The following is a 24,914-nucleotide window of genomic DNA, read 5'->3' as shown; positions in this document are numbered from 1 at the left end:
CTCAAAGGGGTTTGCTGATGGTGGCGCCTGAGGGTGCAGCGCTATGTGGGGTCTGCACGACAGAGGGCGACGTCTTGGCGAAAAACACCAGGATGGCCGCGAGCACCGAGGTGCCGGCCAGGCCATACAGCCCGCCCTGGATCGAGCCGGTGGTCTGCTCCAGAAAGCCAAAGGTGGTCGGTGCCACAAAGCCGCCCAGGTTGCCGATGGAGTTGATCAGTGCAATCACGGCAGCTGCGATGCGCACATCCAGGTAGCCCTGGGGAATCGGCCAGAACAGCGACGACGCGGATTTGAAGCCGATAGCCGCAAAGCAGATCGCCACGAAGGCGAAGATCGGCCCACCGGTGGTGGACATGAACATCCCGGCCGCTGCGATGAGCAACGCCGCGGCGACCCAGGCCTGCTGGAACTTGAACTTGCCCGACAGCGCCGCGAACGCATACATGGCGATGATCGAGATCAGCCAGGGGATCGAGTTAAAGAACCCGACCTGCACATCACTCAGGTCGCCCATTTTCTTGATGATGCTCGGCAGCCAGAACGTCGCGGCGTAGATCGTCAGTTGAATGCAGAAGTACAAGGCACAGAACAGCAGGATCTGGCGGTCCTTGAGCAGCTTGCCGATGGTCGGTTTCACCGTGGTCAGGGCTTCACGTTCGCGCTGCTCCTGATCGATGGCGTCCACCAGGGCGTCCTGTTCTTCGCGGGTCATCCACTTGGCATCATGGGGCTTGGAATCCAGCCAGAACCACACGAAGAACCCCAGTGCCACTGAAGCCAGGCCCTCGATGGCGAACATCCATTGCCAACCGTGCAGGCCCAGCCCTTCGATCTGCAGCAACGCCCCCGACAACGGCCCGGAGATCAACGACGCCAGCGCCGAACCACTGAGGAAGATGGCGATGGCTTTACCACGCTCCACACCGGGCAACCAACGGGTGAAGTAGTAGATCACCCCCGGGAAAAAGCCCGCTTCGGCCACGCCCAGCAAGAAACGCAGGATGTAGAAGTGGGTTTCGTTCTGGATAAACGCCATCAGCGTGGCGACGATGCCCCAGGTGAACATGATGCGGGTCAGCCAGATACGTGCACCGACTTTTTGCAGCAGCATGTTGGACGGCACTTCGAACAGCGCGTAGCCGATGAAGAACAACCCGGCACCGAAGCCGTAGGCCGCCGCGCCGATGCCCAGGTCATGCTCCATGTGCGTGCGCACGAAGCCGATATTGACCCGGTCGATGTAGTTGAGGATGAACATGATCACGAACAGTGGCAGCACATGGCGCTTCACTTTGCTCACGGCGCGGTCTAGCACTGAATCACGTTCGGGTGCAGCGGATGCTGGGCTTGAATGGCTCACCATTTGAAAACGTCCCCCTGATTTTTTTTGTGCGGGTTAGCTGTTTTGTTGCCAGACATCATACAAGTGGTTTTCTAGGTATCGCAATGCTCAGGTCAGTGATTTTGTGTTTATAAGGGCCAGGTTTGGCTGCTTATTTTGGTTATTTGTGAGTTTTTATGGGGTGTGTTCGCTTCGGTGAGGGCGGGGTGGCAGGGCGTCGTTTTCAGAGCAAACCAGTTGATAAAAAGGGCGGCTGATGATGTTGTCATACAAGTTGAGTGTTTTTTCAGCAATCAGGTGTCCTTTGCATCCAGAGTGATAAGCTCTCTCCAGCCCAAGCCCCGTGGACCGTGACAATGCCCATTGAAAGCACAACACCTGTGCGTAGACGTTCAACCAACCTGGCCCAAGGCGTGGTCGAGTCGCTGACCCAGCGCATCCTGCTCGGGCAACTCAAGCCGGGTGAAAAGCTGCCGTCTGAATCCACCATCGTGCGTGAGCACGGGGTGAGCCGTACCGTGGTGCGCGAAGCGCTGTCCAAGCTGCAGGCATCGGGGTTGGTGGAGACGCGTCACGGCATCGGCACCTTCGTGCTGGAGCAGCACACACAACCAGGCTTGCGCCTGCACGTGGACACGGTCGCCAGCGTACGCAACATGCTCGAATTGCGCCTGGGCCTGGAAGTGCAGGCCGTGGCCCTGGCCGCGCTGCGCAGGAGCGACGTACAACTGGCCCACATGCGCCAGGCCCTGGATGACTATCAAGCCTCGTTGGCCAACAACGACAGTTGCGTAGAGGAAGACAAGCGCTTTCACCAACTGATCGCCGAGGCCACCGGCAATCGGTTTTTTACCGACATCATGCTGCACCTGGGCAACGGCATGATCCCGCGCACCCAGGTCAAGGCCGCCGAACGTGGCGGCGCGGATTTTGCCAAGCTGGGGCAACTGGCAAACCTGGAGCATGAGGCGATTTACAATGCGATCAAGCGCCAGGACCCGGACGCCGCACGGGCGGCCATGGTGCTGCACTTGACCAACAGCCGGGATCGTTTTTCCGGGCAATCATAAGGAATCACCGTTGAACCAACATACCTTGTCCATGCGCCTTGAGCGTGTGGCAGCGCATGTGCCGACCGGCGCACGCCTGGCCGATATCGGCTCGGACCACGCCTACCTGCCGGTGGCCTTGATGCGTCGTGGCGCCATTGCGGCGGCCGTGGCGGGTGAAGTGGCCGCTACACCCTTTCACGCCGCCAACCGTACCGTGGAAGACAACGGCCTGGCGCGGCACATCACCGTGCGCCTGGCCGATGGCTTGGCGGCCATCGAGCCGGCCGACGCAATCACCGCCATCAGCCTGTGCGGCATGGGCGGCGAGACCATCCGCGACATCCTCGATAGCGGCAAGGCGCACCTGAACGGCCGCGAACGCTTGATCCTGCAACCCAACGGCGGCGAGCAGCCGCTGCGCCAATGGCTGATGGACAACGGCTACCAGATCCTCCACGAAGAGCTGCTGCGGGAAAACCGCTTCTACTACGAAATCATCGTCGCCGAACGCACCGAGGCGATGACCTATACCGCCGAGCAGCTGTACTTCGGCCCGTTGCAAATGCAGGCGCGCAGCGAAGATTTCCTAGCGAAGTGGCAACGTATATTGCGCGAGAAACGCAAGACATTGACCAGCCTCGAACAAGCGCGGCAGGCGGTGCCCGAGCAGAAAGTGCAGGAGATCGTGCAGCAGGTGCAGTGGATCGATCAGTTGCTCGCCTGAGCGCCACCGATCCAATGTGGGAGATGTCGAGCTTTAGCGAGGCTTCGATAGCGGTGTATCGGGCAACATTTATGTCGCGAGTGCCGCCGCCTTCGAAGCCTCGCTAGAGCTCGACATCTCCCACATTTGACCGTGCAGGCAGCAGCCCTCATGAGCCACATTCACGGCACTTCAACGCTACCCTGTAGTCTTCTCCTAAATCCCCCAAGGTGTTCCCGCTATGATCACTGTCCACCACCTCAACAACTCCCGCTCGCAACGTATCCTGTGGGCGCTTGAAGAACTGGGCCTGCCCTACGACATCAAACGCTACCAGCGCGACGCCAAGACCAACCTGGCGCCACCTGAACTCAAGGCCATTCACCCCCTGGGCAAATCCCCGGTGATCGAAGACGGTTCCCGCGTGCTGATCGAATCCGCCGCAATCATCGACTACCTGATCCGCCGCCACGGCAACGGCCAACTGCAACCCGACCCGGCCACCGACGCCTACGACAGCTATGTGCAATGGCTGCATTTTGCCGAAGGCTCGGCCATGCTGCCGTTGATGCTCAACCTCTATGTGGGGCGGCTGGGTGAAGCGGGTGCACCGCTGCATCCGCGGATTGAATCGGAGTTGGCCAACTACCTGGGCTACTTGAATGATGTGCTGGGGCGCACGCCGTACCTGGTGGGCGACGAACTCAGCGGTGCGGATATCCAGATGAGCTTTATCGGTGAAGTGGCCCAGGCCCAGGGCAAATTGCAGGCGTACCCGAACCTGGCGGCGTGGGTCAAAAAGCTCCAGGCGCGCCCGGCATACCGCAAGGCGGTGGAGCGGGGCGGGGAATATGCGTTCGCCAAATAGCCAGGCTTGAAGGTTAGTGCTCATTGCCCTCTGTAGGAGCGAGCTTGCTCGCGAAAAGCCTCAACGATAACGCGTGCTTCCTGAATGAACGCGGCGCCTGTGAGTTTTTCGCGAGCAAGCTCGCTCCTACAGGTATTAGGGCAAGCCCCCTCCCACATTTACAACCTTAGTCCCGTGTACGGCAGATGAACCTTCGAGTCTCCCAGCGCTCACTTAAAAGGCGGCACTGGTTTTTCTCGAAAGGAATCTGCATGCACTCCACCTCGGCAACCGTCCCCGTAGAACGCGAACTGAGCCTGCGGGCGGTCATCACCGGCATCGTACTGGGGATCCTGCTGACCCCCTCCAACGTGTACGCAGGCTTGAAGATCGGCTGGTCATTCAATATGTCGATCATCGCCCTGTTGATCGGTTACGGAATCTGGCAAGGCCTGGCCCGGCGTTCCGGCGAGCACCTGCCGTGGACCCTGCACGAAAGCAATATCAACCAGACTGTGGCCTCGGCCGCCGCTTCGATCATCTCCGGTGGGCTGGTGGCGCCCATCCCGGCCTATACCTTGCTCACAGGCAACCAACTGGCGGCGCTGCCGATGATCGCCTGGGTGTTTTCGGTGAGCTTCCTGGGGATCTGGATCGCGTGGTACCTGCGGCCTTCATTGCTCAATGACAAGGCACTGAAATTTCCCGAAGGCATGGCCACCCTGGAGACCCTGCTGCACATCTACAACCATGGTCGCGAAGCCGCAACGCGCTTGAAAGTGCTGCTCGGCGCGGCGCTGTTGTCGGGGCTGGTCAAGTGGGTGGATACCTTTATGTGGGCCTTCCCGCGCTGGTCGCCAAGTGCCCAGTTGGAGCGCCTGACCTTCACCGCAGACCCTTCGCTGCTGTTGCTGGGGTTTGGCGGCATTATCGGCATTCGCGTGGGCCTGACCCTGCTACTCGGCGCTTTGCTCGCATGGGGAGGGCTGGGCCCGTGGCTGTTGGCGAACGGGCTGGTGAGCCCGCCCGCCGGCAGCAGCGGCCCGCAGTTTGCGGTGTTGGTGGAATGGCTGTTGTGGCCGGGGGTGAGCCTGATGGTGTGTTCTACCCTGGCGTCCCTGGCGATTCGCCTGTGGGCATTGCATCGCTCGACCCGGGCCGCTGGCGGTATGCCGTGGACGGTTCCCAAGCCTGGGCCTGCCGCCGGTTTTGCCGTGGCGATCGTGCTGGTGGTGAGCCTGCAGGCGTTGCTGTTCGGCATCAATCTGGGCATGGCGCTGCTGACCATTCCCCTGGCGATCTGCCTGGCCGCTGTGGCGGCGCGGGTAGTGGGGGCTACCGGCATTCCACCGATTGGCGCCATCGGGCAACTGTCCCAGCTCAGTTTTGGCATCGTTGCGCCCGGCCAGGTGCCGATCAACCTGATGAGCGCCAACACCGCAGGCGGTTCGGCGGGGCAATGCACCGACTTGATGAATGACTTCAAAGTGGGCAAGGCGATTGGCGCTACGCCGCACAAGCAAGTGATCGCCCAGATCCTGGGGATTTTTGTCGGCAGCATCGTCGGCGTGTTCGCTTACCTGGCGTTGATTCCCGACCCTCAGACCATGCTGCTCACTGAAGAGTGGCCGGCCCCGGCGGTCGCCACCTGGAAAGCCGTGGCCCAGACCCTGACCCATGGCCTGGATTCTCTATCGCCGAGCATCCGTTGGGCCATCGCCATCGCCAGCCTGTTCGGCGTACTGCTGGGCCTGCTCGACAGCACGCTGCCGGCCCATCGCGCGCGCTATCTGCCGAGCGCGGCAGCCTTGGGCCTGGCCTTTGTCCTGCCCGCCTCGGTGTCGCTGATGATGGCCCTGGGCGCGGTGATCACCTGGGTGGTGAGTTGTCGCTGGCCGAGCGTGACGCAACGCTTCGCGATCACAGCGGCGGCAGGGTTGATCGCTGGGGAGAGCATTACTGGCGTGGGCGCGTCGTTGTGGCAGATGCTGGGAAATGGATGAATGGCCCACGTGGATTTACAACTCTTCACCACTTCAAAAGGCTCACCGTTATAGGCTTGGCGCTGCGACGTCTGGATCACACCCCGCCAACTGACCGTTGAGCCTACCCCATGAAACTGCCCGCCATCGCTGCCACGTTGCTTGCCTTCGCTACGCTGCATCCGCTACCCGTACACGGTGCAACGCCCGTCACCCATGTCGCCATCTACCGTGGCCCAGCGGGTTGCGCGGACTGCTCGGAAAACGTCAAAACCGCCTTGCAGCGTCTTAACCCGAATTACCAGATCGACTTCGTGGGTGCCGACGAACCCATCGACATCACCCCACACACCCTGGCCCGCTACGACCTCTACGTACAACCCGGCGGCGGCCAGGACATCCCCGGCGCCCTCGACAGTCTCGGTGACGAGCGTGCCGAGGCGATCCGCGACTATGTCGCCAAGGGTGGCCGCTACCTGGGCTTGTGCATGGGCGCCTACCTGGCGGACGACAACAACCTTGGGCTGATCCCCCAGGCGCTGGACACCGAAGCCGGCCGCCCCGGTTTTGAAGTGACCGGTATCGACGACGCTGCCGTGCGGGTGACGTGGGCCGGCCAGGTTGATCATGTGTTCTATCAGGATGGCCCGTACTTTCCCAAGGCCAGTGGCGCCGCGCCCTACAAGACCCTCGCCACTTACCGCAATGGCGATGTAGCAGCGGCGCGCTATGCCTACCAGAAAGGCGTTGTGGTGCTGAGCGGGCCGCATCCGGAAGCCGGCCAGGAGTGGTTCGCGAATGCCGATATTCCACTGGACAAGATGCCGCGTGGGGAGCTGTTTGGCTCGCTCATACGCAGCGTCCAAGAGTAAGGCGTGACGCTCGGTAAACCCGTGCACCGCCATGACCAATGTCGATATCAGACTCGATGATGGCGTAACCAGGCTACTTGTACCGGGCCCCGCGCACTTAAGGTGAGGGTCATTGGCCGCCTGAGCACAACAAAAACAATGATTAGCCTGACTCCCAACGATTCCAACGGTCAGCTGGCGCAGGGCTTCAAGCCCCGCCACGTGACTATGTTGTCCATCGCCGGCATTATCGGCGCGGGGCTGTTTGTCGGCTCCGGACACGCCATCGCCGCCGCCGGGCCGGCGGTGTTGCTGGCCTATTTGTTCTCCGGCCTGCTGGTGGTGCTGGTAATGCGCATGCTCGGGGAAATGGCGGTGGCGCGCCCCGACACCGGTTCGTTTTCCACCTACGCCGACCAGGCCATCGGCCCTTGGGCGGGGTTCACCATCGGCTGGCTGTACTGGTGGTTCTGGGTGCTGGTGATCCCCATCGAGGCGCTGGCCGCCGGGCACGTGCTCAACCAGTGGTTCCCCCAGGTCGATGCCTGGCTGTTTGCCTTGGTCTCGATCATCCTGCTGGTGATCACCAACCTGTTCAGCGTGGCCAAATACGGCGAGTTCGAGTTCTGGTTCGCGATGGCCAAGGTGATTGCCATCGTTGGCTTTATTGGCCTGGGTTTCAGCGTGCTGATGGGCTGGATCCCGGATCGTGAAGCCAGCGGCTTGAGTCGCTTGATGGAGGAGCACGGTGGTTTTGCCCCCAACGGCCTGTCGGCGGTGGTGGGCGCGTTCATCACCATCATGTTCAGTTTCATCGGCACCGAAGCGGTGACCATCGCCGCAGCCGAATCGAGCAACCCGGCGCAGAACATCGCCAAGGCCACACGCTCGGTGATCTGGCGCATCGGTGTGTTCTACCTGTTGTCGATCTCCATCGTGATTTCCGTGGTGCCCTGGAACGACCCGTTGCTGGCGTCCGTGGGCTCCTATCAGCGCGCACTGGAGCTGATGAATATCCCCAATGCCAAGTTCATGGTCGACGTAGTGGTGTTGATTGCGGTGGCCAGCTGCATGAACTCCTCGATCTACATTTCTTCGCGCATGCTGTTCTCCCTGGGCAAGCGCGGCGATGCGCCACGCGCGCTGAAAATCACCTCGGCAGCGGGTGTGCCCAGGGCAGCGGTGATCGCCAGCACCATCATCGGCGCGGGCATCACGCTGCTGAGCTATTTCATGCCGGCGGGGTTGTTCCAGTTCCTGCTCGCCAGCTCCGGGGCCATTGCGCTGTTGGTGTACCTGGTGATCGCGATCTCGCAACTGCGCATGCGTCGGCTCCTGCTTCGACAGAACATCGAGCTGACCTTCCGCATGTGGCTGTTTCCCTGGCTGACTTACCTGGTGATCGTGTTCATCTGCCTGGCGCTGGGGGTGATGATGGTGACGCCGGAACATCGCACCGAAGTGTCTTCAACCATTGGCCTGGCGTTGGTGATTTCCTTCATCGGCCTGGTCACGGCGCGCCAGCACAATCGGGCGACCAGGCCGGTTGCGCTGGAACAGTCCTGATCCCGCGTGGAGAATCGCCGTGATGGACGCTGACGCGCCTGTTTGCCAGACCATCGGCTTTTTGCTGCTGGACCAATTCACGCTGATATCGCTGTCGTGTGCAGTCGAGCCGTTGCGCATGGCCAACCAGTTGGCCGGCGAAGAACTCTACCGTTGGCAGACCCTTAGCCTCGACGGCCGGCCGGTGTGGGCCAGCGATGGCGTGTCGGTCACGCCGGATGCGTGCGCCCAGGACCAACGCGGCTTCGACGCGGTGATCGTGTGCGGTGGCATCGGCATTCAGCAGGTCATCAGCCCTGCCCACATTGCCTGGTTGCGCAGCCAGGCGCGCTTGTATTGCAAGCGCCTCGGTGCGGTGTGCACCGGCAGTTGGGCGCTGGCCCAGGCGGGTTTGCTCGACGGTTTCCAGTGCAGCGTGCATTGGGAGCTGATGGCGTCGATGCAGGAGGCGTTCAGCCGCGTGCGGGTCAGCTCCAGCGTCTTCACCCTGGATGGCAACCGCTTCACCAGCTCCGGCGGCACCGCCCCGCTGGACATGATGCTGCACCTGATCGGCCGCGACCACGGGCATGAGCTGTCGGCGGCGATTTCGCAGATGTTCGTGTACGAGCGCATTCGCAATGAACGCGACCACCAACGCGTGCCGCTCAAGCACCTGCTCGGCACGCAACAGCCCAAGCTGCAAGAAGTGGTGGCCCTGATGGAAGCCAACCTGGAAGAACCCATCGACCTCGACGAACTGGCCGCCTACGTGCACGTGTCCCGCCGCCAGTTGGAGCGTATGTTCCAGAAGTACCTGTACTGCACGCCGTCGCGCTACTACCTCAAGCTGCGCCTGACCCGCGCCCGCCAGTTGCTGATGCAGACGCCCATCTCGATTGTCGAACTGGCAGTGATTTGTGGCTTTGTGTCCACGCCGCATTTTTCCAAGTGCTACCGGGATTTCTTCGGTGTGGCGCCCAGTGATGAGCGCTCGGACATGCGCCTGCACCCGCCCGCCGCAGTGCGACCGGTGACGCCGGCCCCAGTATCGGACCGGCCCAAGAACACGTTGGAGCAGGCGCGTGACGAACCGACGTTTGCGAGTGTGCAGGTTCAAAGGCGATAAGGCCGCGGTGTTAGGTATCAACACAACTTTGCGTACGCCGCTGGCCCCTGTGGGAGGGGGCTTGCTCCCGATGGCAGTAGTTCAGTCAACACATGCAGTGACTGACAATCCGCTATCGGGAGCAAGCTGAACTGGTCAAGTAATCTTGGACACTGATTAAGGTTCACGCCGCCAACCTTTCCTTCGAGACCGGCGACCGGTAGTCGTTGTAGCTATGAGGTCTGCTGATGTTGTAGCGCGAGACATAGCGCTGCACGTCTGCTCGGGCCTCATGTTCGAGTTTGTAACCCGCTTCAGGCACCCACTCCGACTTCAAACTGCCAAAGAAACGCTCCATTGGAGCGTTGTCCCAGCACTCGCCTTTACGACTCATGCTTTGCCTAAATCCATGTTTCAGCAGCAAATTTCTGAATTTATGACTGGTGTACTGACAACGCGGTCAGAATGAAACAACACATCCTGAGGATGGCCACGTAGCTCCACTGCCATGCCCATTAGCTACCGCCCAGGTCAGGTTGGCATCAGGAAATGCGAGAACGACCAGCCTACGATCCTGCGAGCGTACAGATCAAAATGGCTGCGAAGTATCCACCGCTTGCCGACCTTGATGGAAGTCCGTCGCACACACCTGATTAACCGCAAATCGTAATTTCCGCTTAGCAGGCATGTGCGGCGCTACCAAAACCTCCGCCGGCGACTTGTATGGCGCCTGCGCTGACGACTGGCGTCTGCCACGCATCCAAACTGCGAGCCATGTAACGTCCGATACGATGCCCTTTTGGCTTGCGGCTCGCGTGGACAAAGTACGTGCGCCGGCCGACTCTCTGGACGCAGCGGTGCGCTGACCGGCGCGGCTTTGAGCTTACGACCGTTAGGTTATGCTTTGCGCTGGCGCCAGGCAATAATAAGCTACTGCGGTGATCCCAAACACCCGACAACACCTTTTAACGCCGTGCACTCGTCCAGCTCATCGATCAGCGTGAATGATCTTTGGCGTCAAAGCAGGAGAGCACTGGCCTTTCCGGGATTTCGATATCAGGTCTTTCTCTCTAAGCAGAGCTTTGAGCCTCTGGATTTCTCGTTGATCAGCGGTAATCGCCTTGGCCCCTACCGGAGTCGAGCCCAAGCGTTCTTTTTGCACTTGATCGATCCAGCGGCGTAGGGCTGTGGGGCCGATATCCAGGCTGGCACAGACCTCAGTAACCGGCTGGCCTTCATCCAGCACCATGCTGGCAGCCTTGAGCTTGAACTCACTCGAATAAGATTTACGCATATCCAAACACCTCATATTTGGGCGCTATCATAGCGCCCGATTGAAGTGTCCAAAATCATTAGGCCAGTTCAAGCCCCCTCCCACATTGGATGTGCGTTGAATCAGTATCAGGCGATCAACGCAAAAACGCAGGCTCAAGCAGCAGGCGTTGTTGTTGCAGGAATAGGGAGTAGCCATGTGGGAGGGGGCTTGCTCCCGATGGCAGTAGTTCAGTCAACACATGCAGTGACTGACAATCCGCTATCGGGAGCAAGCCCCCTCCCACATTGGATGTGCGTTGAATCAGTATCAGGCGATCAACGCAAAAACGCAGGCTCAAGCAGCAGGCGTTGTTGTTGCAGGAATAGGGAGTAGCCATGTGGGAGGGGGCTTGCTCCCGATGGCAGTGGTTCAGTCAACACATGCAGTGACTGACAATCCGCTATCGGGAGCAAGCCCCCTCCCACAAGGGCCCGCGGCGTACCTGAAGTCGTGCGCCTCAACGCTCAAATCCACTGGTCATTCAAAGCCGTACGCTCACCGCCTTCATGCCCGGTATTCAGAACGCCCCTGGGCTCGATCATCATCAGCTTGGCTTCCCCCTCGGCCGCCGTCCTGTGTTCAATGCCGCGCGGCACCACGTACAACTCACCCGGCGCCACGTACACAGGGCCGTCCGGCAGGTCGATGCGCAGCGTGCCTTCGAGCACCAGGAAGGCCTCATCGGTTTCCGGGTGCGAGTGCCAGATGAATTCGCCCTCGATGCGCACCACCTTGAACTGGTAGTCGTTCATTTCGGCGACCACCCTTGGGCTCCATTGCTGGTCGATGAGCGAGGCTTTTTGCGCAAGATTTACAGGCTGTGCTTGAGTCATGCTGGATCTTCCTGTCGATGAGAAGGCCAGACTACCCATGCAGGCGGTCAGCAGGCTTGTACGATCCTGCAGCCTCAGCGCACCCGCGTACGACTCTGCACCGCCAGGTCCAACGCCTTTTGCATATCCAGCCGTGCCGAACGGCCCACGTCCTTGTCATTGAGTTGGTAGTTGCGCTCTGACGGCAGGATGGGCGCGGTGAGGTCCTGGGCGTCGCTGCGTTCGAAATCATGGTTGTCGCCAATCGCCATGGCGCTGCGGCGCAGCAGCATGCGCAGTTGTTCGGGTTCCAGTTGCGGGTTGATCGACAGCATCGCCGCCAGCAGGCCTGCGACCATCGGTGTGGCGTAGGAGGTGCCGCAATGCACCGCGCCTTCCTCGCCGGCCGTGGCCGTTGAAGCGTGGGCGCAGGCGGCGGCGGTGATGTCTACGCGCATGTCCACATTCGAAGAGCTGCGTGTGACGGCGTAAGCCGGGTCTTCAACGGCAATGCCGGTGCGCTGGTTGCGCTGGTGTGCGCCGACCACCAGCAATTCTTCGGTGATGAAGGAGGAGGGCAGGCGGTAGTCGTCACTGCCCGAAAACGCCGAGCCGTTGCCGGCGGAGTTCACCACGATCACGTCGGGATGTTCCTTGCGCAGCCACAGAAAAAACTCTTCGAGCAATTCTTCATAGCCGCTCATGGCGATGCCCGAGCGCACCAGGGAATCGACGTCGTTGCCATTGACGTCCTTGGTGCCGACGCGATGAATGCCCCAGCTCCAATTGAGTACGCGCACGCCGTCTTCCACCAGGTTGACTGACGCGGCGATGTTGGCGGTAATGCCGGCATCAGAGTTGCGGTCGACAATCACCTCGAAGCCGCCGCTGGCCTTGTCCAGCCCGCGCAGAAAGCCGCTGTTGCCGCCATTATCCCAGCCCGCCGCGAGTATGCCGGCGACCGTGGTGCCATGGCTGTCCGGCGCCTGCGTATCGCGGGCATACACGCAGGTGCGTTTGGGCGAGCAGGGGCCGAGGTAGTCGGCAAAGTCCGCGGTGTCGAAATCCACCCCGCGTTCGATCACGCCGATGCGCACCGGTTGCGGCGCTATAGGCGTGTGCTGCCCGGGGATGCGTCGCTGGTAGTAAGCCACGGCGTCAAGAAAGCGGTTGGCGGCCCATTCATCAGAATCTGGCGCCGGCTTGTTTGGCTTTTCAGGGCGGGCCTGTTCGGCTTCTTCGGCTGCGGACTCTTCGATGACCACCGCATCCACGCTGGTCTCGCTGCCCAGGCGCAGCACCAGTGCATCGCGTTGCACCAGGTCCTTGGCCGGCAGGCGCAGCTGGTAGACGTTCAGTGGCGCAATGCTGCCCACCACGGTTGCGCCGTACTTGCGCGCCAGGCGCTCGGCTTCCTGGCGACCCTCGTGGTTTTCTTCAATCAATACGCTGACCAGGTCGACATAGGTGGTCAACCCGTCCATGTTCTTGGCGACTTCACTTGGCCCGGCGGCCACCACCTGGCTGTGGCGCAGGCTGAGCCATGCGGCATTGCTGGCGCGCGGGCCGTCTTCCAGCCACAGCGGGCCGCTCTGGTAGGTGGCACTGTCCAGGTGCAGGCGCAACTGGTTGCCGTCGCGCTGGAGGGCCTTCGCCGGCAATGCCTGGCCCGCCAGTTTCAACTGCGGGGTGCCAGCGCCCAGGCCGCGCACGCTCAGGCACCATTCCTGCTGACGGTTGTCCAGCAGGTCGCCACAGCGCTTGAGGTTTTCCAGGCGCAATGGCTCCTGGGCCGCGGCATACGAGCTGGCAGTCAAGGTGAACAAGCTGAGGAGGGCGGCGCAGCGTAACGACATGAGCAGGGTTCCTTGCCTTTGGGGCCTGCTGTTCCGACTGCACCAGGGCCTGCTTCGTTCAGCCTGCGCAACTGAACTCCCGCTGCGCGGGCTGACTCATAACGAAGGAGTAAGTGCACAGGATGGATGTGGCAATGACCCGACAACAGGCACTCAAAAGCGAAATGGGCACGGTCTTCGAAAGCGACCTGCCTGCACGTCTCGACCGCCTGCCCTGGGGCCGCTTCCATACCCTGCTGGTGTTTGCCCTGGGCATCACCTGGCTGCTCGACGGCCTGGAAGTGACCCTGGCCGGCTCGGTCTCCGGCGCCTTGAAAAACAGCCCCGAGCTGCGCATGAGCAACTTCGACATCGGCCTGGCCGGCGGCGTCTACATCGCCGGCGCGGTGCTCGGGGCCCTGCTGTTTGGCTGGCTCACCGACCGCCTGGGGCGGCGCAAGCTGTTTTTCATCACCCTGTGGCTGTACATCGGTGCCACCGCCGCCACGGCGTTTTCCTTCAGCCTGGAAACCTTCTTGCTGTTCCGCTTCCTGACCGGCATGGGCATCGGTGGCGAGTACACCGCGATCAACTCGACCATCCAGGAATTCACCCCGGCGCGTTTTCGTGGCTGGGTCGACCTCACCATCAACGGCACGTTCTGGCTCGGCGCGGCCCTCGGTGCCGGCGGCGCGATTGTGCTGCTTGATCCTCAAGTGGTCGGCGGCGACCTTGGCTGGCGCCTGTGCTTCGGCATCGGCGCCGCCCTGGGCTTGATCATCCTGGTGATGCGCCTGTGGCTGCCCGAGAGCCCGCGCTGGCTGATGATCCACGGCCGGCACGACGAAGCCCGGCGCATCGTCGAAGGCCTCGAAGCGCGCCTGCGCGACACCGGCCACACGCTGCCCGCCGTCACTGGCCCAGCGCTGCGCCTGCATGCCCGCTACCACACGCCGCTGGGCGAGATCTTCCACACCCTGTTCGTCAGCTATCGTCGCCGCGCCCTGGTCGGCATGACCCTGCTCACCGCCCAGGCGTTCTTCTACAACGCGATCTTCTTCACTTACGCCTTGGTGCTGACCGATTTCTACCAGGTCCCTGCCGAAAAAGTCGGCTGGTACGTGCTGCCATTGGCCCTCGGCAACTTCTGCGGCCCGCTGCTGCTGGGGCGCTTGTTCGACGTGATCGGCCGCCGCGTGATGATCAGCGCGACCTACGCCATCTCCGGCGTGCTGCTGGCGCTGAGTGGCTACGCGTTCCAGCAAGGCTGGTTCGATGTGACCCAGCAGGCGCTGGCGTGGATGGTGATCTTCTTCTTCGCCTCGGCGGCGGCGAGCTCGGCATACTTGACCGTGGCGGAAACCTTCCCGCTGGAGATACGCGCACTGGCGATTGCGGTGTTTTATGCCTTCGGCACCGGGCTGGGCGGGATTATCGGCCCGACGTTGTTTGGGCAACTCATACAGACGCAGCAACGCGGGAGTTTGCTGGTTGGGTATTTGATCGGCGCAGGGTTGATGTGCGCGGCGGCGCTGGTGCAGGCGGTGTGGGGCGTGGCGGCGGAGCGCCAAGCGCTGGAAACCGTAGCGCGGCCGTTGTCACAGGCTGAGGATTGAGGCGCACATTCCCGATAGGAATGCAGCAGATAAAATTAATGAATTTTTCTTATCTCTGTGGGTGACGTAAGTTGCTTCAAGGCCACGGAGAACCGTCTTGAACTCGATCCCATCCAACCCTGCTGAAAAATTTGATACCTCAAGAGCCAGTGAATACGCACGCCAGAGCCGTATTGCCCTGGCGGGATATGATGCCTGCCAGGATCTGGCCGCCTGCATGCTGGCGGCAAGCCTCGGCGATGCGCCCTCGGCCAACATACTCGTGGTCGGCGCGGGCGGTACGGCGCAGGAGATCATAGCCATGGCCGGGCTCGAGCCGGGCTGGCGCTTCATGGCCGTTGATCCCTCCCAGCCGATGCTGGAAGCAGCGAGGCAGCAGTTGCAAGCAAACCACTTGCTTGAAAGAACCACCCTGCATCTTGGGCACCTCGAAGACCTGCCAGCAGATGCGTCATACGACGCCGCCACCTTGATCGGTGTACTCCACCATCTGGAGGGTGATGAGGCCAAGCGCCAGATTCTGCAATCGATCCGTGCGCATCTCAAACCGGGTGCACCGCTGATTGTCGCGGGCAATCACTATGCTTACGCCAGCCAGCCGTTACTGCTGGCGGCCTGGGGGCAACGGTGGCGCCAGCATGGATCCAGCTCGGACGAAGTAAAGGCCAAGCTTGGTAAAATCCTCCAAGGCGCCGACCCTCCACATTCCGAAGCGGCGGTTCAGAAACTGTTGCACGACGCCGGGTTTGGCGACGCGACGCGTTTCTTCAGCAGCCTTTTCTGGGGGGGCTGGTTGACGTGTAAAGCGGGGGAGTGAAAGGCCGATTTCAGATCGCCCGCACATTTCACCACCAGCATGGCGGCGATTGGCGCCGACGATGAGACGACCTTCAATCCGTGGGTGATCGCGTGAGGCAGGCGGCATAAAGGCGCTCCAACGGGCTTAAGGCTTGTCGCCCTCGCAAATGGCTTTCAGACCCAGCACGGTAGTAGGCGTCGGGCCCAGATGGGAGGTTGTGCTCACCAGCATATTGGCGCCGGTGTCACCTTCCAAGCGATAAGGTTTGCCGTTACAGACCTTTGCGGCTTTCTGGTTGATATTTTCCAGCAGGCCTTCCCTGGAGTTGAAGATGCTGCCATGGCTGCTGATCATGTATTCACCTGGGGCAACTTCATTGGCGCCGGTGAATGTGCAGCCGGTCAAGGCCAGGGTGATGCATCCAAGCGAGAGTAATTTTTTCAAGTCCGTGAATCCTGGGAGTGGGTTGGGGCGTCAGGCGATAGGCTGATCAGCGCGAGGGTTATTGCAGCGAGGGGCGCAAGCGTTGCCACTCATTCCAGCAATCCTCGGCAATGATATCCGGGTAACCCCGCTCTTGTTCCATCGCCAGCGCGGTGGAGAAGGTTACCGCAATGCAAGTGGCTTGGTCGCGGATATTGCAGACTTCGACTTCGCTGAGGGGGGCGCCTTTTTTCGATTCGGCGGCTGTCAGCACGGCGGCGAGGGCGGGGACGAAAACCAGGCAGAGGGGCTCGGTGGGCATCGGCTTTATTCCTGAGTGGGGTGGGTGGCGCGCTTATTGTTCAGGGTTGATCAGTGATCTCAGCGTATGGTCCTCCCAGACGCCGGCAATTTTCAAATAGGCTCGCGCATAACCTTCCTTCTCAAACCCCAGCGATTCCAGAAGACGTTCACTTCGCACATTGCGGGGTAAATGATTGGCCATGATCCGGTGAAGGCTCAGTTGCTCAAAGCAGTGACGGTTGGTGACCTGAAGTGTCTTTTTCATCAGGCCGCGACCTTGGGCCGATTCCGCCAGCGAGAAACCGAGATGACAGGCCTGAAAAACGCCCTTCACGATGTTCGCGTAATTACACCGCGCTAGAACCTCTCCGTTCTCGGGCTCAAGCAAGAGGAAAAACAGAGCATTGCCAGCTTGCATACTGTTTACCTGCTGCTCGACCCTGGCCTTGGCGCTGCCCGTGGTGAAATACTCCTCGTCCCTGAGTGGCTCCCAGGGTTGCAGATGCCTGCGATTGACGCGTTCGTAACGGCTGATCCTCTCGAAATCGTCACGTGACAATGGCCGAAGGCGGTAGCCCTCAACGCAATACTCCATAAGCCCCTCCAGATTTATCAATGACCCAACGCTGACTGCGTAACCGCGAAGAATAGCGCCGCTGCGCGTAAAGCGACCCTTTTCATGGCAAACAGGTCTACCATGCCAGCCCCGGCAGTGGTTCCACTCGCTCCCGAACTCAATTTTTCAAGGTAGCGATAATGTCCATCGACCAGATCTCCCTCCCCAAAGGCGTCGGCCCCCACGCCGCCAAGCTGCTTGACGCTATTACGGGCGCCTCCACCCATGAAGAACTTAACCGCGCTGGCGGTAAAGCCGAGGGTTTTGTGTTGGGGCTGGAGGCCACCAAGGCGATCAAAAGCCAAATTGCTGAGTCGCTGTATGTGGCGTATGACGATGCGGCGAGCAATCGGGCGGGTGAGTTGAAGGGCTAGTGCAAGTCAATCCATGGCTGCGGTAATGAGGGCGTCCCTGTTGGGCGACTAACCAAAGACCGCCTGGACTGCAACGGATAAACCCTGATGCCGTAGCTCGCAGCGCTTAACCATCCTCTTTGCGGGTCTTGCTCTCCAGGTAGTGTTCGCCCCAGGACTTCATCGCTTCCAGTATCGGAGTCAGTGTGCTTCCGAGCGCCGTCAGCGTGTACTCCACCCGTGGAGGCACTTCGGCAAATACCTCACGGCTGACAATGCCGCTTGCCTCAAGCTCGCGCAGCTGCAACGTCAACGAGCGCTGCGTGACCCCGCCGATCAGCTTTTTCAGTTCGCCGAAACGCTTGGTTCCGCTCAGCAGGTAGTGAATGATCAACGGCTTCCATTTGCCGCCAGCGATGTGGACTGTGATTTCGACCGTGCACCGGTATTGATCGAGCTTGCCACGTGTCATGACGCTGCCTCAGGCCAGATAAAGGCTCAATAGTATATTTTTTATCCTTATGTATAAAGAGTGTGCCTACTTGTAAAAAATATACTGGATTTCGATAATCGTGCCTCACGCAAGCATGCCTTCCACGCCGGAGAACAAATCCATGAAAGCGGCTTTTTACGAGCGTCAAGGCCCCGCACATGAGGTGCTTTGCGTCGCCGAAATCCCTGATCCCCAACCCGGCCCCGGAGAAGTCCGAGTCCGGGTGCACATGTCGGGACTGAACCCAACCGACCTCAAGGCCCGCACCGGGTTCTCCTCCGCGATGCCGTTCTCGCGGATCATTCCGCACCAGGACGGCGCGGGCGTCATTGACGCCGTGGGCGATCCGAAAGAGGCTGGTCGGGTAGGCCAGCGGGTATGGGTTTATGAAGCGCAATACGGCAGGCCGACAGGCACCGCGGCCGACTATGTCGTGGTGCCGTCGGCGCAGGCTGTGCCACTGCCTGATAACGTATCTTTCGAGGTCGGTGCATCACTCGGCATCCCGGCCTTGACTGCTCATCGTTGTCTGTTCGCCGATGGCGACATCCGGGGCCGGAATGTACTGGTGCAAGGCGGAGCGGGCGTGGTCGGCACCGCCGCCATCCTCCTGGCAAAGTGGGCGGGCGCGTGGATAGCGGCCACCGTCAGGAATGAAGAGCAGGCCGCCGTCGCTCGGGCGGCGGGGGCAGATCTGGTGTTGAACCGTCTAAATGAAGATGTTGCCGCAGTAGTCAAGGCGCGTACGGGCAACATGGGTGTGGACCGCATCGTCGACGTTAACGTGAAAGCGAACCTGGATATAGACCTTGCATGCCTGGCGCCTGGGGGTGTCATCAGTTCCTACGCGATGACGCATGCCACCGATGCGCTCACGTTGCCGCTGTTAAGCGCGATGGTGCATGGATGCGTGCTGCGCTTCGTGTTTATTTATTCGGTACCGCTGGCGGCGAAAATCGACGCGATCAGGGACATCAACGCCTGCCTGGTAAGTGGCAGCTATGCGCCCCATATCGGGATGAGTGTGCCGCTGGAGAGGATCGCCGACGCGCACCTCGCTCTTGAATCGGCATCCGTTATGGGCAAGGTACTCGTCGCTTTGTGAGCGAGGTCTGAAAATCGGTCTGAAAATTGAAAATCGGGGCCAGACCACAATTTTATAACCGTGGTCTGCCCCCGATCTCTCTGCGAAATTGGCCCGACGCTTATGGAAAATAACGGCTGCTCAAAACCAAACTATTGCTATTCATGAGCGCATTTAAAAGCAGCGATGATATGGACTTCGACTGCACCGTGCTGACCAAATGGGCCGAGCTGATCGAAGCAATGCTTCGCTCACCGCAAATGCATGCAGCCTGTTTGGTGCTGAACTCAAGCGTTTTCAACGACGGCTTTCGGCCCAGAGTGTGTAAAAACGCTTTCGTATATCGAATGCGTCATTCAGGCGTTCCTGGGCGATGCAATTGTCCAAGCGTTTTCCGTGATAAGCATTAATGACCTTCCAAAGCGGTTATGTAGCGGTTGAGCGCCTTCTGGGGCAGAGAAAACCGAGACTTTACACCGCCATCGCCTTCAGCAAGCTTGCTGTACCAATAATGCTCATAACTCGCTTCATGTTGTAGGCGAGTACATTCAGACTCATCTCAGCGCTTACCCCAACCAGCTTGCGCGTCAGGAAATGCGTTGAGCCCATCCATTGTTTGAGCGTCCCGAAGGGATGCTCAACTGTCCTTTTTCGGATTCGCATCATGTCCGGCGCATCATTCAACCGACGCTGCATTTCCTCGAGCACCGTTTCATGTTCCCAGCGCCTTACTCGACGATTTTTGCTCGGCGTGCACTGCGTTTTCAGCGTGCAACCCTGGCATTTCGAACTCCAATAACAGTGCATATTCATGCCTTTCTCAATACTGGAGAAGCGCCAAGGCAGCGCCTCTCCAGCCGGGCAGATGTATTCGTTTTTCGTCGCGTCATAAACGAACGCATCTTTGTTGAATCGACCATCTGCCTTGGCGCTTGAAGTCATCGGCTTTGGCACGTAGGCAGTGATGTCCGCGTCGTGACAGGCAAGGATTTCTTCACTCTTGAAGTAACCTCGGTCAGCTACCACCGCCAGCGTTTCGGACGCCATGGCATCGCGAGCCTGCTTCGCCATCGAGCTGAGTTGATCTCGGTCGGAACCGAAGTTGGTGACCTCATGAGCAACGATCAAATGGTTCTGGGTGTCGACCGCTGTTTGCACGTTGTAGCCGACAATTCCCGCGCCGCGCGTCATCATGGAGCGGGCGTCTGGATCGGTCAGTGAGACCTGTTTATCCGGCGATTCGTTGAGCCGGATTTCGATCGCTTTAAGCTCTTTCATTTGCGTCTTCAGCTTGGCAATTTTCTCCTCCAGCCGCACGGCGCTGGGCTCGGAGGCTGTTGGCTCTTGCCGATCGGCAGCATCGAGTGCTGTCAGGTAACGGTTGATGCTCGATTCAATTTCTTCCATTCGCCGCTTCAGTTTGGCGCTGGTGAAATTGCGGTCGCGGTTGTTGACTGCTTTGAATTTACTGCCATCGATGGCGACCAGATTTTCTCCGAAAAGTCCCAACTGCTGACAGAGCACAACGAACTGGCGACAGACGCCTCGAATGGCCTTGCTGTTGTCTTTTCGGAAGTTGGCGATGGTCTTGAAATCCGGCATCAAACGCCCGGTCAACCACATCAGCTCGACGTTTCGTTGAGCTTCTCGCTCCAGGCGTCGGCTCGACTGGATGCGGTTGAGATAGCCGTAGATGTATATCTTCAACAGGATCGCGGGGTGGTAAGCGGGACGGCCTGTGTCAGCCGGAATAGCACCGTCAAAACCCAAGGAAACCAGGTTGAGTTCGTCGACAAAAACGTCGACTACGCGCACCGGATTGGTATCGCTGACGTAGTCGTCGAGGCTCTCGGGAAGTAAGGTGCCTTGGCCTCGATGTTCACCTTGGATAAAGCGCTTCATGGGCGATCCCTGCGATGAAATCCTCAGAAATCATAGCAAGGGTTCGCGAAGGTGTTTTTACACACTCTGGGCCCAAGAGAGACCTCAGACCGCCGAAAGAGCAATCGCTTTTTCTAAGATGGCCTGCAACATCTGCTCCGGTGATTGTGCCTTGTTGAAGACGCTCGATGACAATTTATCAGAGTCGTTTTCAGTCGATTGCCTGAGAAGGGCGAGCGGCCCCGATTGTTCTAACTGCTCTTGGTAAAGACTTTTTATACTGTCTCTGAAGCCATCAGGGTATGCCGCTTTCTCGACCGCTGGAAGATCATCGAAATAGTCCATGATGCCTTTGAAGATTTCACTGTTGTCACCGCCGTTCGTTATATTGGCGTACAACTTGGAAAAATAGGTTTCATCCTGCTTACTAAGCTCCCCATAAGCGGCATATCGCTCTGCATCCGTATAGGTTCCTGAATCATCATAAACAATATTGCTTAGCCCGTTTCGAGCCATACCTTCAAATGGGTTTGGAAGTTTTTCGGGCGGGAGCTTAGAAAGCCCAATTGCGTAATCCAGTGACCGCTGACCTAACGCCAAACGGGCAGGGTCGTCTGTTTTGGGAAGTAGATCCGCATTATTAAGATTCCCCCCAGCAATCCGCTGCCCGAAACTGTACATATCGCTCTGACCTTTTGCATATTGTCCTTTTAAATCCCTATTGGACATAGCGGCTTGTTTATCATCAGCGTTACTTAATGCGTACAGTGCCCGTGCAGAATCGGAGATTGTGACGGTCTCCGTCGTCTTGAAGGGAGCATCCCCTGAAGGTAAATTTACAGGGTTGGACGAAGGAGGCTTCTCTTGTGCAGAAACCTTTGCCTGTGTGCTTGCTTGATACGATTTAATCGAAATATCCATGGTGATACTCCATACGCTGGCGATAGATCGAGAGCTATCTCCAGCTAGGGTGCCTATACAAATGTCGGATTATTTGATTTCAAATTCGACAGTGTAGTTATAGGGAGGCGTCGATTGAATTGCTGTGATATTGGCGTTGCAAGTAGCCTTATCGGAACCAGTGCTAGTGCCCATTTTAGTCCAGCTAGGGGTTTTAGTCGTTGGATTGACTTGGTGGCTTGCTGCAAAACGACATTTCTTATTGCCTGACGTATAGACGAACCGCATTCCTGAAACCGTATCCGCCACACTGGTCAGGGCAAATGTTGTCGTTGCAGACGGTAGAATCGTACTTGGGGAGGGGGCTACACTCCCTGAAAAGTATTCGAAAGTGTAGGCGGCTGGACCGTTCGTAGAGTTCTTCACCTTCACGGTAACGATTATGCCTGCCTGGGCAGATGCAATCATAGAGACGAATAAAGTTGCTGCCCCGAACAGTTTAGCGAATCTCATAAATATCCCTTTAATTTGATAATCACTATGACTCTTGTCCTTGCGCGTCATCTTGTATAGAAAAGACAGCAAGACTCAACCTCTATAGCGGCAGGTAACCAGAATTCTTTAAGCCAAGGGTTGCTGTTTTTGACACGTCGGATGAATAAGGATTTCACAACCTGCAGGGACTAACACATATCCAGCCTGCAACCCTTCAATTTCAACAGCTTGCGCAGTGGTCCTGGTTGCCGCTACCGGCTATCCCCCATAGTGGCGGGGAACTGCACAGCGAGAGTCCTTACCACTGCCGCTGACCCTGCCAGCAAATCCTCCGTTCACCCCAAAGGCGGGTCAGGACTATGAACTGGTTCTGTTGGACGGTGGCCGGTGCCTGATCGCGTTGCAGCGCTTGAACCCGGCTGGCCAAGCTGAAAACGAGCCAGTTGAAAAGGCAGAGCTTTGCGTACGTCGAGGCGCATCATATCCAGCTAGCAAGCTGGGCCAATCGCCGGAATAGGCTGACGAATATAATAATTGTCGAATTCACTGCTTTCGATGAACTGGAAGCCATGGCGGGTATAAAAGCGATTGGAAGCGCTTTCTTTGAGAGCACCCACTTTAATAGGAAGCGCAGCCGCATCCGCCTCTTTGAAAATCTGCGTGAGAACAGCAGACCCTACCCCTGATCCCTGCGCGCTCGGCCTTACATACAAATGATCGAGCAAGAGTTCATTGTGGTGATGTTTGACCACTACGAAACCCACCCTCTCTCCAGATGCCTCGATGTAGCGTGTGTTGCGAGCTTCAAAGCCGCTAAGAAACCGCTCCCGCGCACGGACCGGATCAAATCGCCCAACACGCTCCAGACTTTCGCGCATGGCCTCAATTCGAATGGCTACAAGATTATCCAAGTCGCTTTGTTGAGCCGGGACCAAAATGATGGGGGAATTTTGATTGGGTGCGACGGGCATAGGGTGTGCTCCAACTACCATCCTGGGGCCCCAGTATAGAGAGCCTGATACTGATGAAGCGACCCGCATGGTATGTTCACGGCATAAATGGAGTAACGGCCCCAGCAAGGAAATTGCAATGCCAGTAGACACCCACCCAATCCGCACAACAAAGGGGACCACAACAAAGGGGACGTAGTCGTCAAGGCTTCGGGAAGCAGGGTGCTTTGTCCGCGATCGTCATCTTGGATGAAACGTTTCATAGGCAATCCTGCGTTATCACTTTGGGCAATCGTAGCAACGTTGGAAGGCTCTTGATGTACTCTGATGCAAGAAAGTAATGCTAGTAAATTTGGAGCTTAAGGGCCTGCCCATGGATGTGATTTCAGCGCACCTATTTTCTACAAATCACCGTACTCAAATTGAAGCAAGCGATCACTGTGGCTGTTTTTACTGTTTAACTGTGTTTTCGCCCTCAGAAATCACTGACTGGGTTGATCTAGATAGCACCGCTCTGTGTCCGAAGTGCGGGATCGACTCGGTCATCGGTTCAGCATCTAGTCTGCCGATTACCTCTGTATTTCTTTCGAAAATGCACGAACACTGGTTCTAGAAGATCCCGGCATTCGAGGGCATCCCTTCGGTTTGAGATCTACAGACCAGCTTTACCTCAGTGCCGCACGTTCCTGCTAAGTATTTACACACTCTGGGCCGAAAGCAGTCGCCGCTCTCGTCATCGCAGAGGGCTTTGTGCCGAGGCTGAATCCACAAAGCCATCAAGCGCCAACTCGCCGTGTCGTTGTATGTGGCCTACAACGACCCGGCGAGTCATCGGTCTAATAAGTTGAAGAGCTGATCATCAGCCAAGGCAGGGTGCTTCGCGGTCCAGGAGTCTGGCGGTGAGGAGTACGCCCAGTTCGCTCAGTTGGTGGATCGCCAGGGCGATGTCTCGGTGTTTGCCGTTGAGGTCTTCGGACAGGTCGAGCAGCAGGGTGCTGACGCTGGTGAAGGTTTCGTAGCTGTTGGTGATGAGGGTTTCGTTGCTGGCGTTGGGGGCTACGGTATAGAGCGTGGTTGAATCGTTAACCATGGTTAAGTTCCTTGCTTGGGCCACTTCCCATCGCTACTAAACAATAGGGCGGTAGCTGTACGCAGGTTAGTAGACCGGTGGAACCTAACAAAACCGGCGCGTCCGAGGACGCCCTGCGCACAGCCACCATCAAGCACAGACGAGGACGTCTGATGGAGGAAGCTTGTGCACTTGTTAGGTCTAAGGTGGGCTACTAAACCCGATCACTGAACAATTCAGCGACCGAGCCACCTTAGAGACGGCTACCCCAGCGCACAAGCCGGCGGATTCTGACGCACGCGTAGGCAATGGAGCAAGCCGCGGCGCGTGAATCGGATTTTGCCTTCAGGCACTACCAATTGCGGTGAAAGATGCAGTGCTCAACATGACGCCTGATCTTTGCCGCTTTCGCCCAGCTCCGCGATCAACTCGACGGCGTGTAGGAAAAATCTGAACCAGATTTTGAGCGCTGTGTGGGCGGGCGACCTGCCGCCTCGCACGTACTACGCTTAAAGCGAGCAATGTCGCTCAAGGAGA

At 58.7% G+C, this 24,914-nt stretch carries 25 protein-coding genes; 11 read left to right on the top strand and 14 right to left on the bottom strand.

Going from position 1 to position 24,914, the window contains the following annotated elements:
- Position 1: 1 nt before the first annotated feature.
- Positions 2-1,363: an MFS transporter gene (locus tag KVH01_RS12225; protein ID WP_217881779.1), complete on the bottom strand. Its 1,362-nt coding sequence runs from the start codon at positions 1,361-1,363 to the stop codon at positions 2-4.
- A gap of 338 nt (positions 1,364-1,701) precedes the next feature.
- Here KVH01_RS12225 and KVH01_RS12220 point away from each other — a divergent pair, with 338 nt between their 5' ends.
- The 7 genes from KVH01_RS12220 (at position 1,702) to gbdR (ending at position 9,454) form a co-directional block, all read left to right on the top strand.
- Positions 1,702-2,415 (top strand): FadR/GntR family transcriptional regulator, encoded by a 714-nt coding sequence (locus KVH01_RS12220; RefSeq protein ID WP_217881627.1) that lies wholly within the window; start codon positions 1,702-1,704, stop codon positions 2,413-2,415.
- A gap of 10 nt (positions 2,416-2,425) precedes the next feature.
- Positions 2,426-3,121 (top strand): tRNA (adenine(22)-N(1))-methyltransferase, encoded by a 696-nt coding sequence (locus KVH01_RS12215; protein ID WP_217881626.1) that lies wholly within the window; start codon positions 2,426-2,428, stop codon positions 3,119-3,121.
- Positions 3,122-3,341: 220 nt separating this feature from the next.
- Entirely contained in the window at positions 3,342-3,968 is a 627-nt protein-coding gene (locus KVH01_RS12210; RefSeq protein WP_217881625.1) for a glutathione S-transferase family protein, read from the top strand.
- Between the two features lie 251 nt (positions 3,969-4,219).
- Positions 4,220-5,950, top strand: coding sequence for an OPT family oligopeptide transporter (locus tag KVH01_RS12205; protein WP_217881624.1), 1,731 nt, complete (start codon positions 4,220-4,222; stop codon positions 5,948-5,950).
- A gap of 110 nt (positions 5,951-6,060) precedes the next feature.
- A complete protein-coding gene (locus KVH01_RS12200; protein WP_217881623.1) occupies positions 6,061-6,801 on the top strand; it encodes a BPL-N domain-containing protein in 741 nt (246 codons plus the stop codon).
- Positions 6,802-6,939: 138 nt separating this feature from the next.
- Positions 6,940-8,346, top strand: a complete 1,407-nt coding sequence (locus KVH01_RS12195) for an amino acid permease (RefSeq protein ID WP_217881622.1) — start codon at positions 6,940-6,942, stop codon at positions 8,344-8,346.
- A gap of 22 nt (positions 8,347-8,368) precedes the next feature.
- On the top strand, positions 8,369-9,454 hold the full coding sequence (gene gbdR / locus KVH01_RS12190) for a choline metabolism transcriptional regulator GbdR (RefSeq protein ID WP_217881778.1): 1,086 nt from the start codon (positions 8,369-8,371) through the stop codon (positions 9,452-9,454).
- Between the two features lie 163 nt (positions 9,455-9,617).
- On the opposite strand, the gene KVH01_RS29850 is transcribed toward gbdR, so the two are convergent.
- From KVH01_RS29850 to KVH01_RS12175, 4 genes are all read right to left on the bottom strand, one after another.
- Positions 9,618-9,827, bottom strand: coding sequence for an integrase core domain-containing protein (locus KVH01_RS29850; protein WP_264083781.1), 210 nt, complete (start codon positions 9,825-9,827; stop codon positions 9,618-9,620).
- 594 nt (positions 9,828-10,421) lie between these two features.
- Positions 10,422-10,727, bottom strand: coding sequence for a transposase (locus tag KVH01_RS29845; RefSeq protein ID WP_225924166.1), 306 nt, complete (start codon positions 10,725-10,727; stop codon positions 10,422-10,424).
- Between the two features lie 485 nt (positions 10,728-11,212).
- Positions 11,213-11,581, bottom strand: coding sequence for a cupin domain-containing protein (locus KVH01_RS12180; RefSeq protein WP_217881621.1), 369 nt, complete (start codon positions 11,579-11,581; stop codon positions 11,213-11,215).
- A gap of 74 nt (positions 11,582-11,655) precedes the next feature.
- Complete coding sequence (locus KVH01_RS12175; RefSeq protein WP_217881620.1) at positions 11,656-13,416, bottom strand: S8/S53 family peptidase; 1,761 nt, start codon at positions 13,414-13,416, stop codon at positions 11,656-11,658.
- A gap of 134 nt (positions 13,417-13,550) precedes the next feature.
- On the opposite strand from KVH01_RS12175, the gene KVH01_RS12170 reads away from it, so the two are divergent.
- Both KVH01_RS12170 and KVH01_RS12165 read left to right on the top strand, forming a co-directional pair.
- Positions 13,551-15,011 (top strand): MFS transporter, encoded by a 1,461-nt coding sequence (locus KVH01_RS12170; RefSeq protein WP_225924165.1) that lies wholly within the window; start codon positions 13,551-13,553, stop codon positions 15,009-15,011.
- 97 nt (positions 15,012-15,108) lie between these two features.
- Positions 15,109-15,828 carry a class I SAM-dependent methyltransferase gene (locus KVH01_RS12165; RefSeq protein WP_217881619.1) on the top strand — a complete coding sequence of 240 codons (720 nt, stop codon included), beginning with the start codon at positions 15,109-15,111 and terminating at the stop codon, positions 15,826-15,828.
- A gap of 126 nt (positions 15,829-15,954) precedes the next feature.
- Here KVH01_RS12165 and KVH01_RS12160 read toward each other — a convergent pair whose 3' ends face one another.
- The 3 genes from KVH01_RS12160 to KVH01_RS12150 are packed head-to-tail and all read right to left on the bottom strand — an operon-like array spanning position 15,955 to position 17,131.
- Entirely contained in the window at positions 15,955-16,254 is a 300-nt protein-coding gene (locus tag KVH01_RS12160; protein ID WP_198720828.1) for an META domain-containing protein, read from the bottom strand.
- Between the two features lie 58 nt (positions 16,255-16,312).
- Positions 16,313-16,555 carry a hypothetical protein gene (locus KVH01_RS12155; RefSeq protein WP_057024598.1) on the bottom strand — a complete coding sequence of 81 codons (243 nt, stop codon included), beginning with the start codon at positions 16,553-16,555 and terminating at the stop codon, positions 16,313-16,315.
- A 33-nt stretch (positions 16,556-16,588) separates the two neighbouring features.
- Positions 16,589-17,131: a GNAT family N-acetyltransferase gene (locus KVH01_RS12150; protein WP_217881618.1), complete on the bottom strand. Its 543-nt coding sequence runs from the start codon at positions 17,129-17,131 to the stop codon at positions 16,589-16,591.
- Between the two features lie 161 nt (positions 17,132-17,292).
- Here KVH01_RS12150 and KVH01_RS12145 point away from each other — a divergent pair, with 161 nt between their 5' ends.
- Positions 17,293-17,526, top strand: coding sequence for a hypothetical protein (locus KVH01_RS12145; protein WP_003192651.1), 234 nt, complete (start codon positions 17,293-17,295; stop codon positions 17,524-17,526).
- A 106-nt stretch (positions 17,527-17,632) separates the two neighbouring features.
- Here KVH01_RS12145 and KVH01_RS12140 read toward each other — a convergent pair whose 3' ends face one another.
- Complete coding sequence (locus KVH01_RS12140; RefSeq protein WP_217881617.1) at positions 17,633-17,977, bottom strand: winged helix-turn-helix transcriptional regulator; 345 nt, start codon at positions 17,975-17,977, stop codon at positions 17,633-17,635.
- Between the two features lie 142 nt (positions 17,978-18,119).
- On the opposite strand from KVH01_RS12140, the gene KVH01_RS12135 reads away from it, so the two are divergent.
- Positions 18,120-19,103: an NADPH:quinone reductase gene (locus KVH01_RS12135; protein ID WP_225924164.1), complete on the top strand. Its 984-nt coding sequence runs from the start codon at positions 18,120-18,122 to the stop codon at positions 19,101-19,103.
- A gap of 450 nt (positions 19,104-19,553) precedes the next feature.
- On the opposite strand, the gene KVH01_RS12130 is transcribed toward KVH01_RS12135, so the two are convergent.
- The 5 genes from KVH01_RS12130 to KVH01_RS12110 form a co-directional block, all read right to left on the bottom strand.
- A complete protein-coding gene (locus KVH01_RS12130; RefSeq protein ID WP_217881616.1) occupies positions 19,554-20,984 on the bottom strand; it encodes an IS1182 family transposase in 1,431 nt (476 codons plus the stop codon).
- Positions 20,985-21,068: 84 nt separating this feature from the next.
- Positions 21,069-21,884, bottom strand: coding sequence for a hypothetical protein (locus KVH01_RS12125; RefSeq protein ID WP_217881615.1), 816 nt, complete (start codon positions 21,882-21,884; stop codon positions 21,069-21,071).
- A gap of 69 nt (positions 21,885-21,953) precedes the next feature.
- Complete coding sequence (locus KVH01_RS12120) at positions 21,954-22,448, bottom strand: hypothetical protein (RefSeq protein ID WP_225924163.1); 495 nt, start codon at positions 22,446-22,448, stop codon at positions 21,954-21,956.
- A gap of 398 nt (positions 22,449-22,846) precedes the next feature.
- Entirely contained in the window at positions 22,847-23,329 is a 483-nt protein-coding gene (locus KVH01_RS12115) for a GNAT family N-acetyltransferase (protein WP_217881614.1), read from the bottom strand.
- Positions 23,330-24,167: 838 nt separating this feature from the next.
- Positions 24,168-24,398 carry a DUF6124 family protein gene (locus tag KVH01_RS12110; RefSeq protein WP_217881613.1) on the bottom strand — a complete coding sequence of 77 codons (231 nt, stop codon included), beginning with the start codon at positions 24,396-24,398 and terminating at the stop codon, positions 24,168-24,170.
- Between the last annotated feature and the right edge of the window lie 516 nt (positions 24,399-24,914).

Source organism: Pseudomonas khavaziana (genome assembly GCF_019145205.1).
Lineage (GTDB): Bacteria > Pseudomonadota > Gammaproteobacteria > Pseudomonadales > Pseudomonadaceae > Aquipseudomonas > Aquipseudomonas khavaziana.
This window is presented reverse-complemented; position numbering and strand designations above follow the sequence as displayed.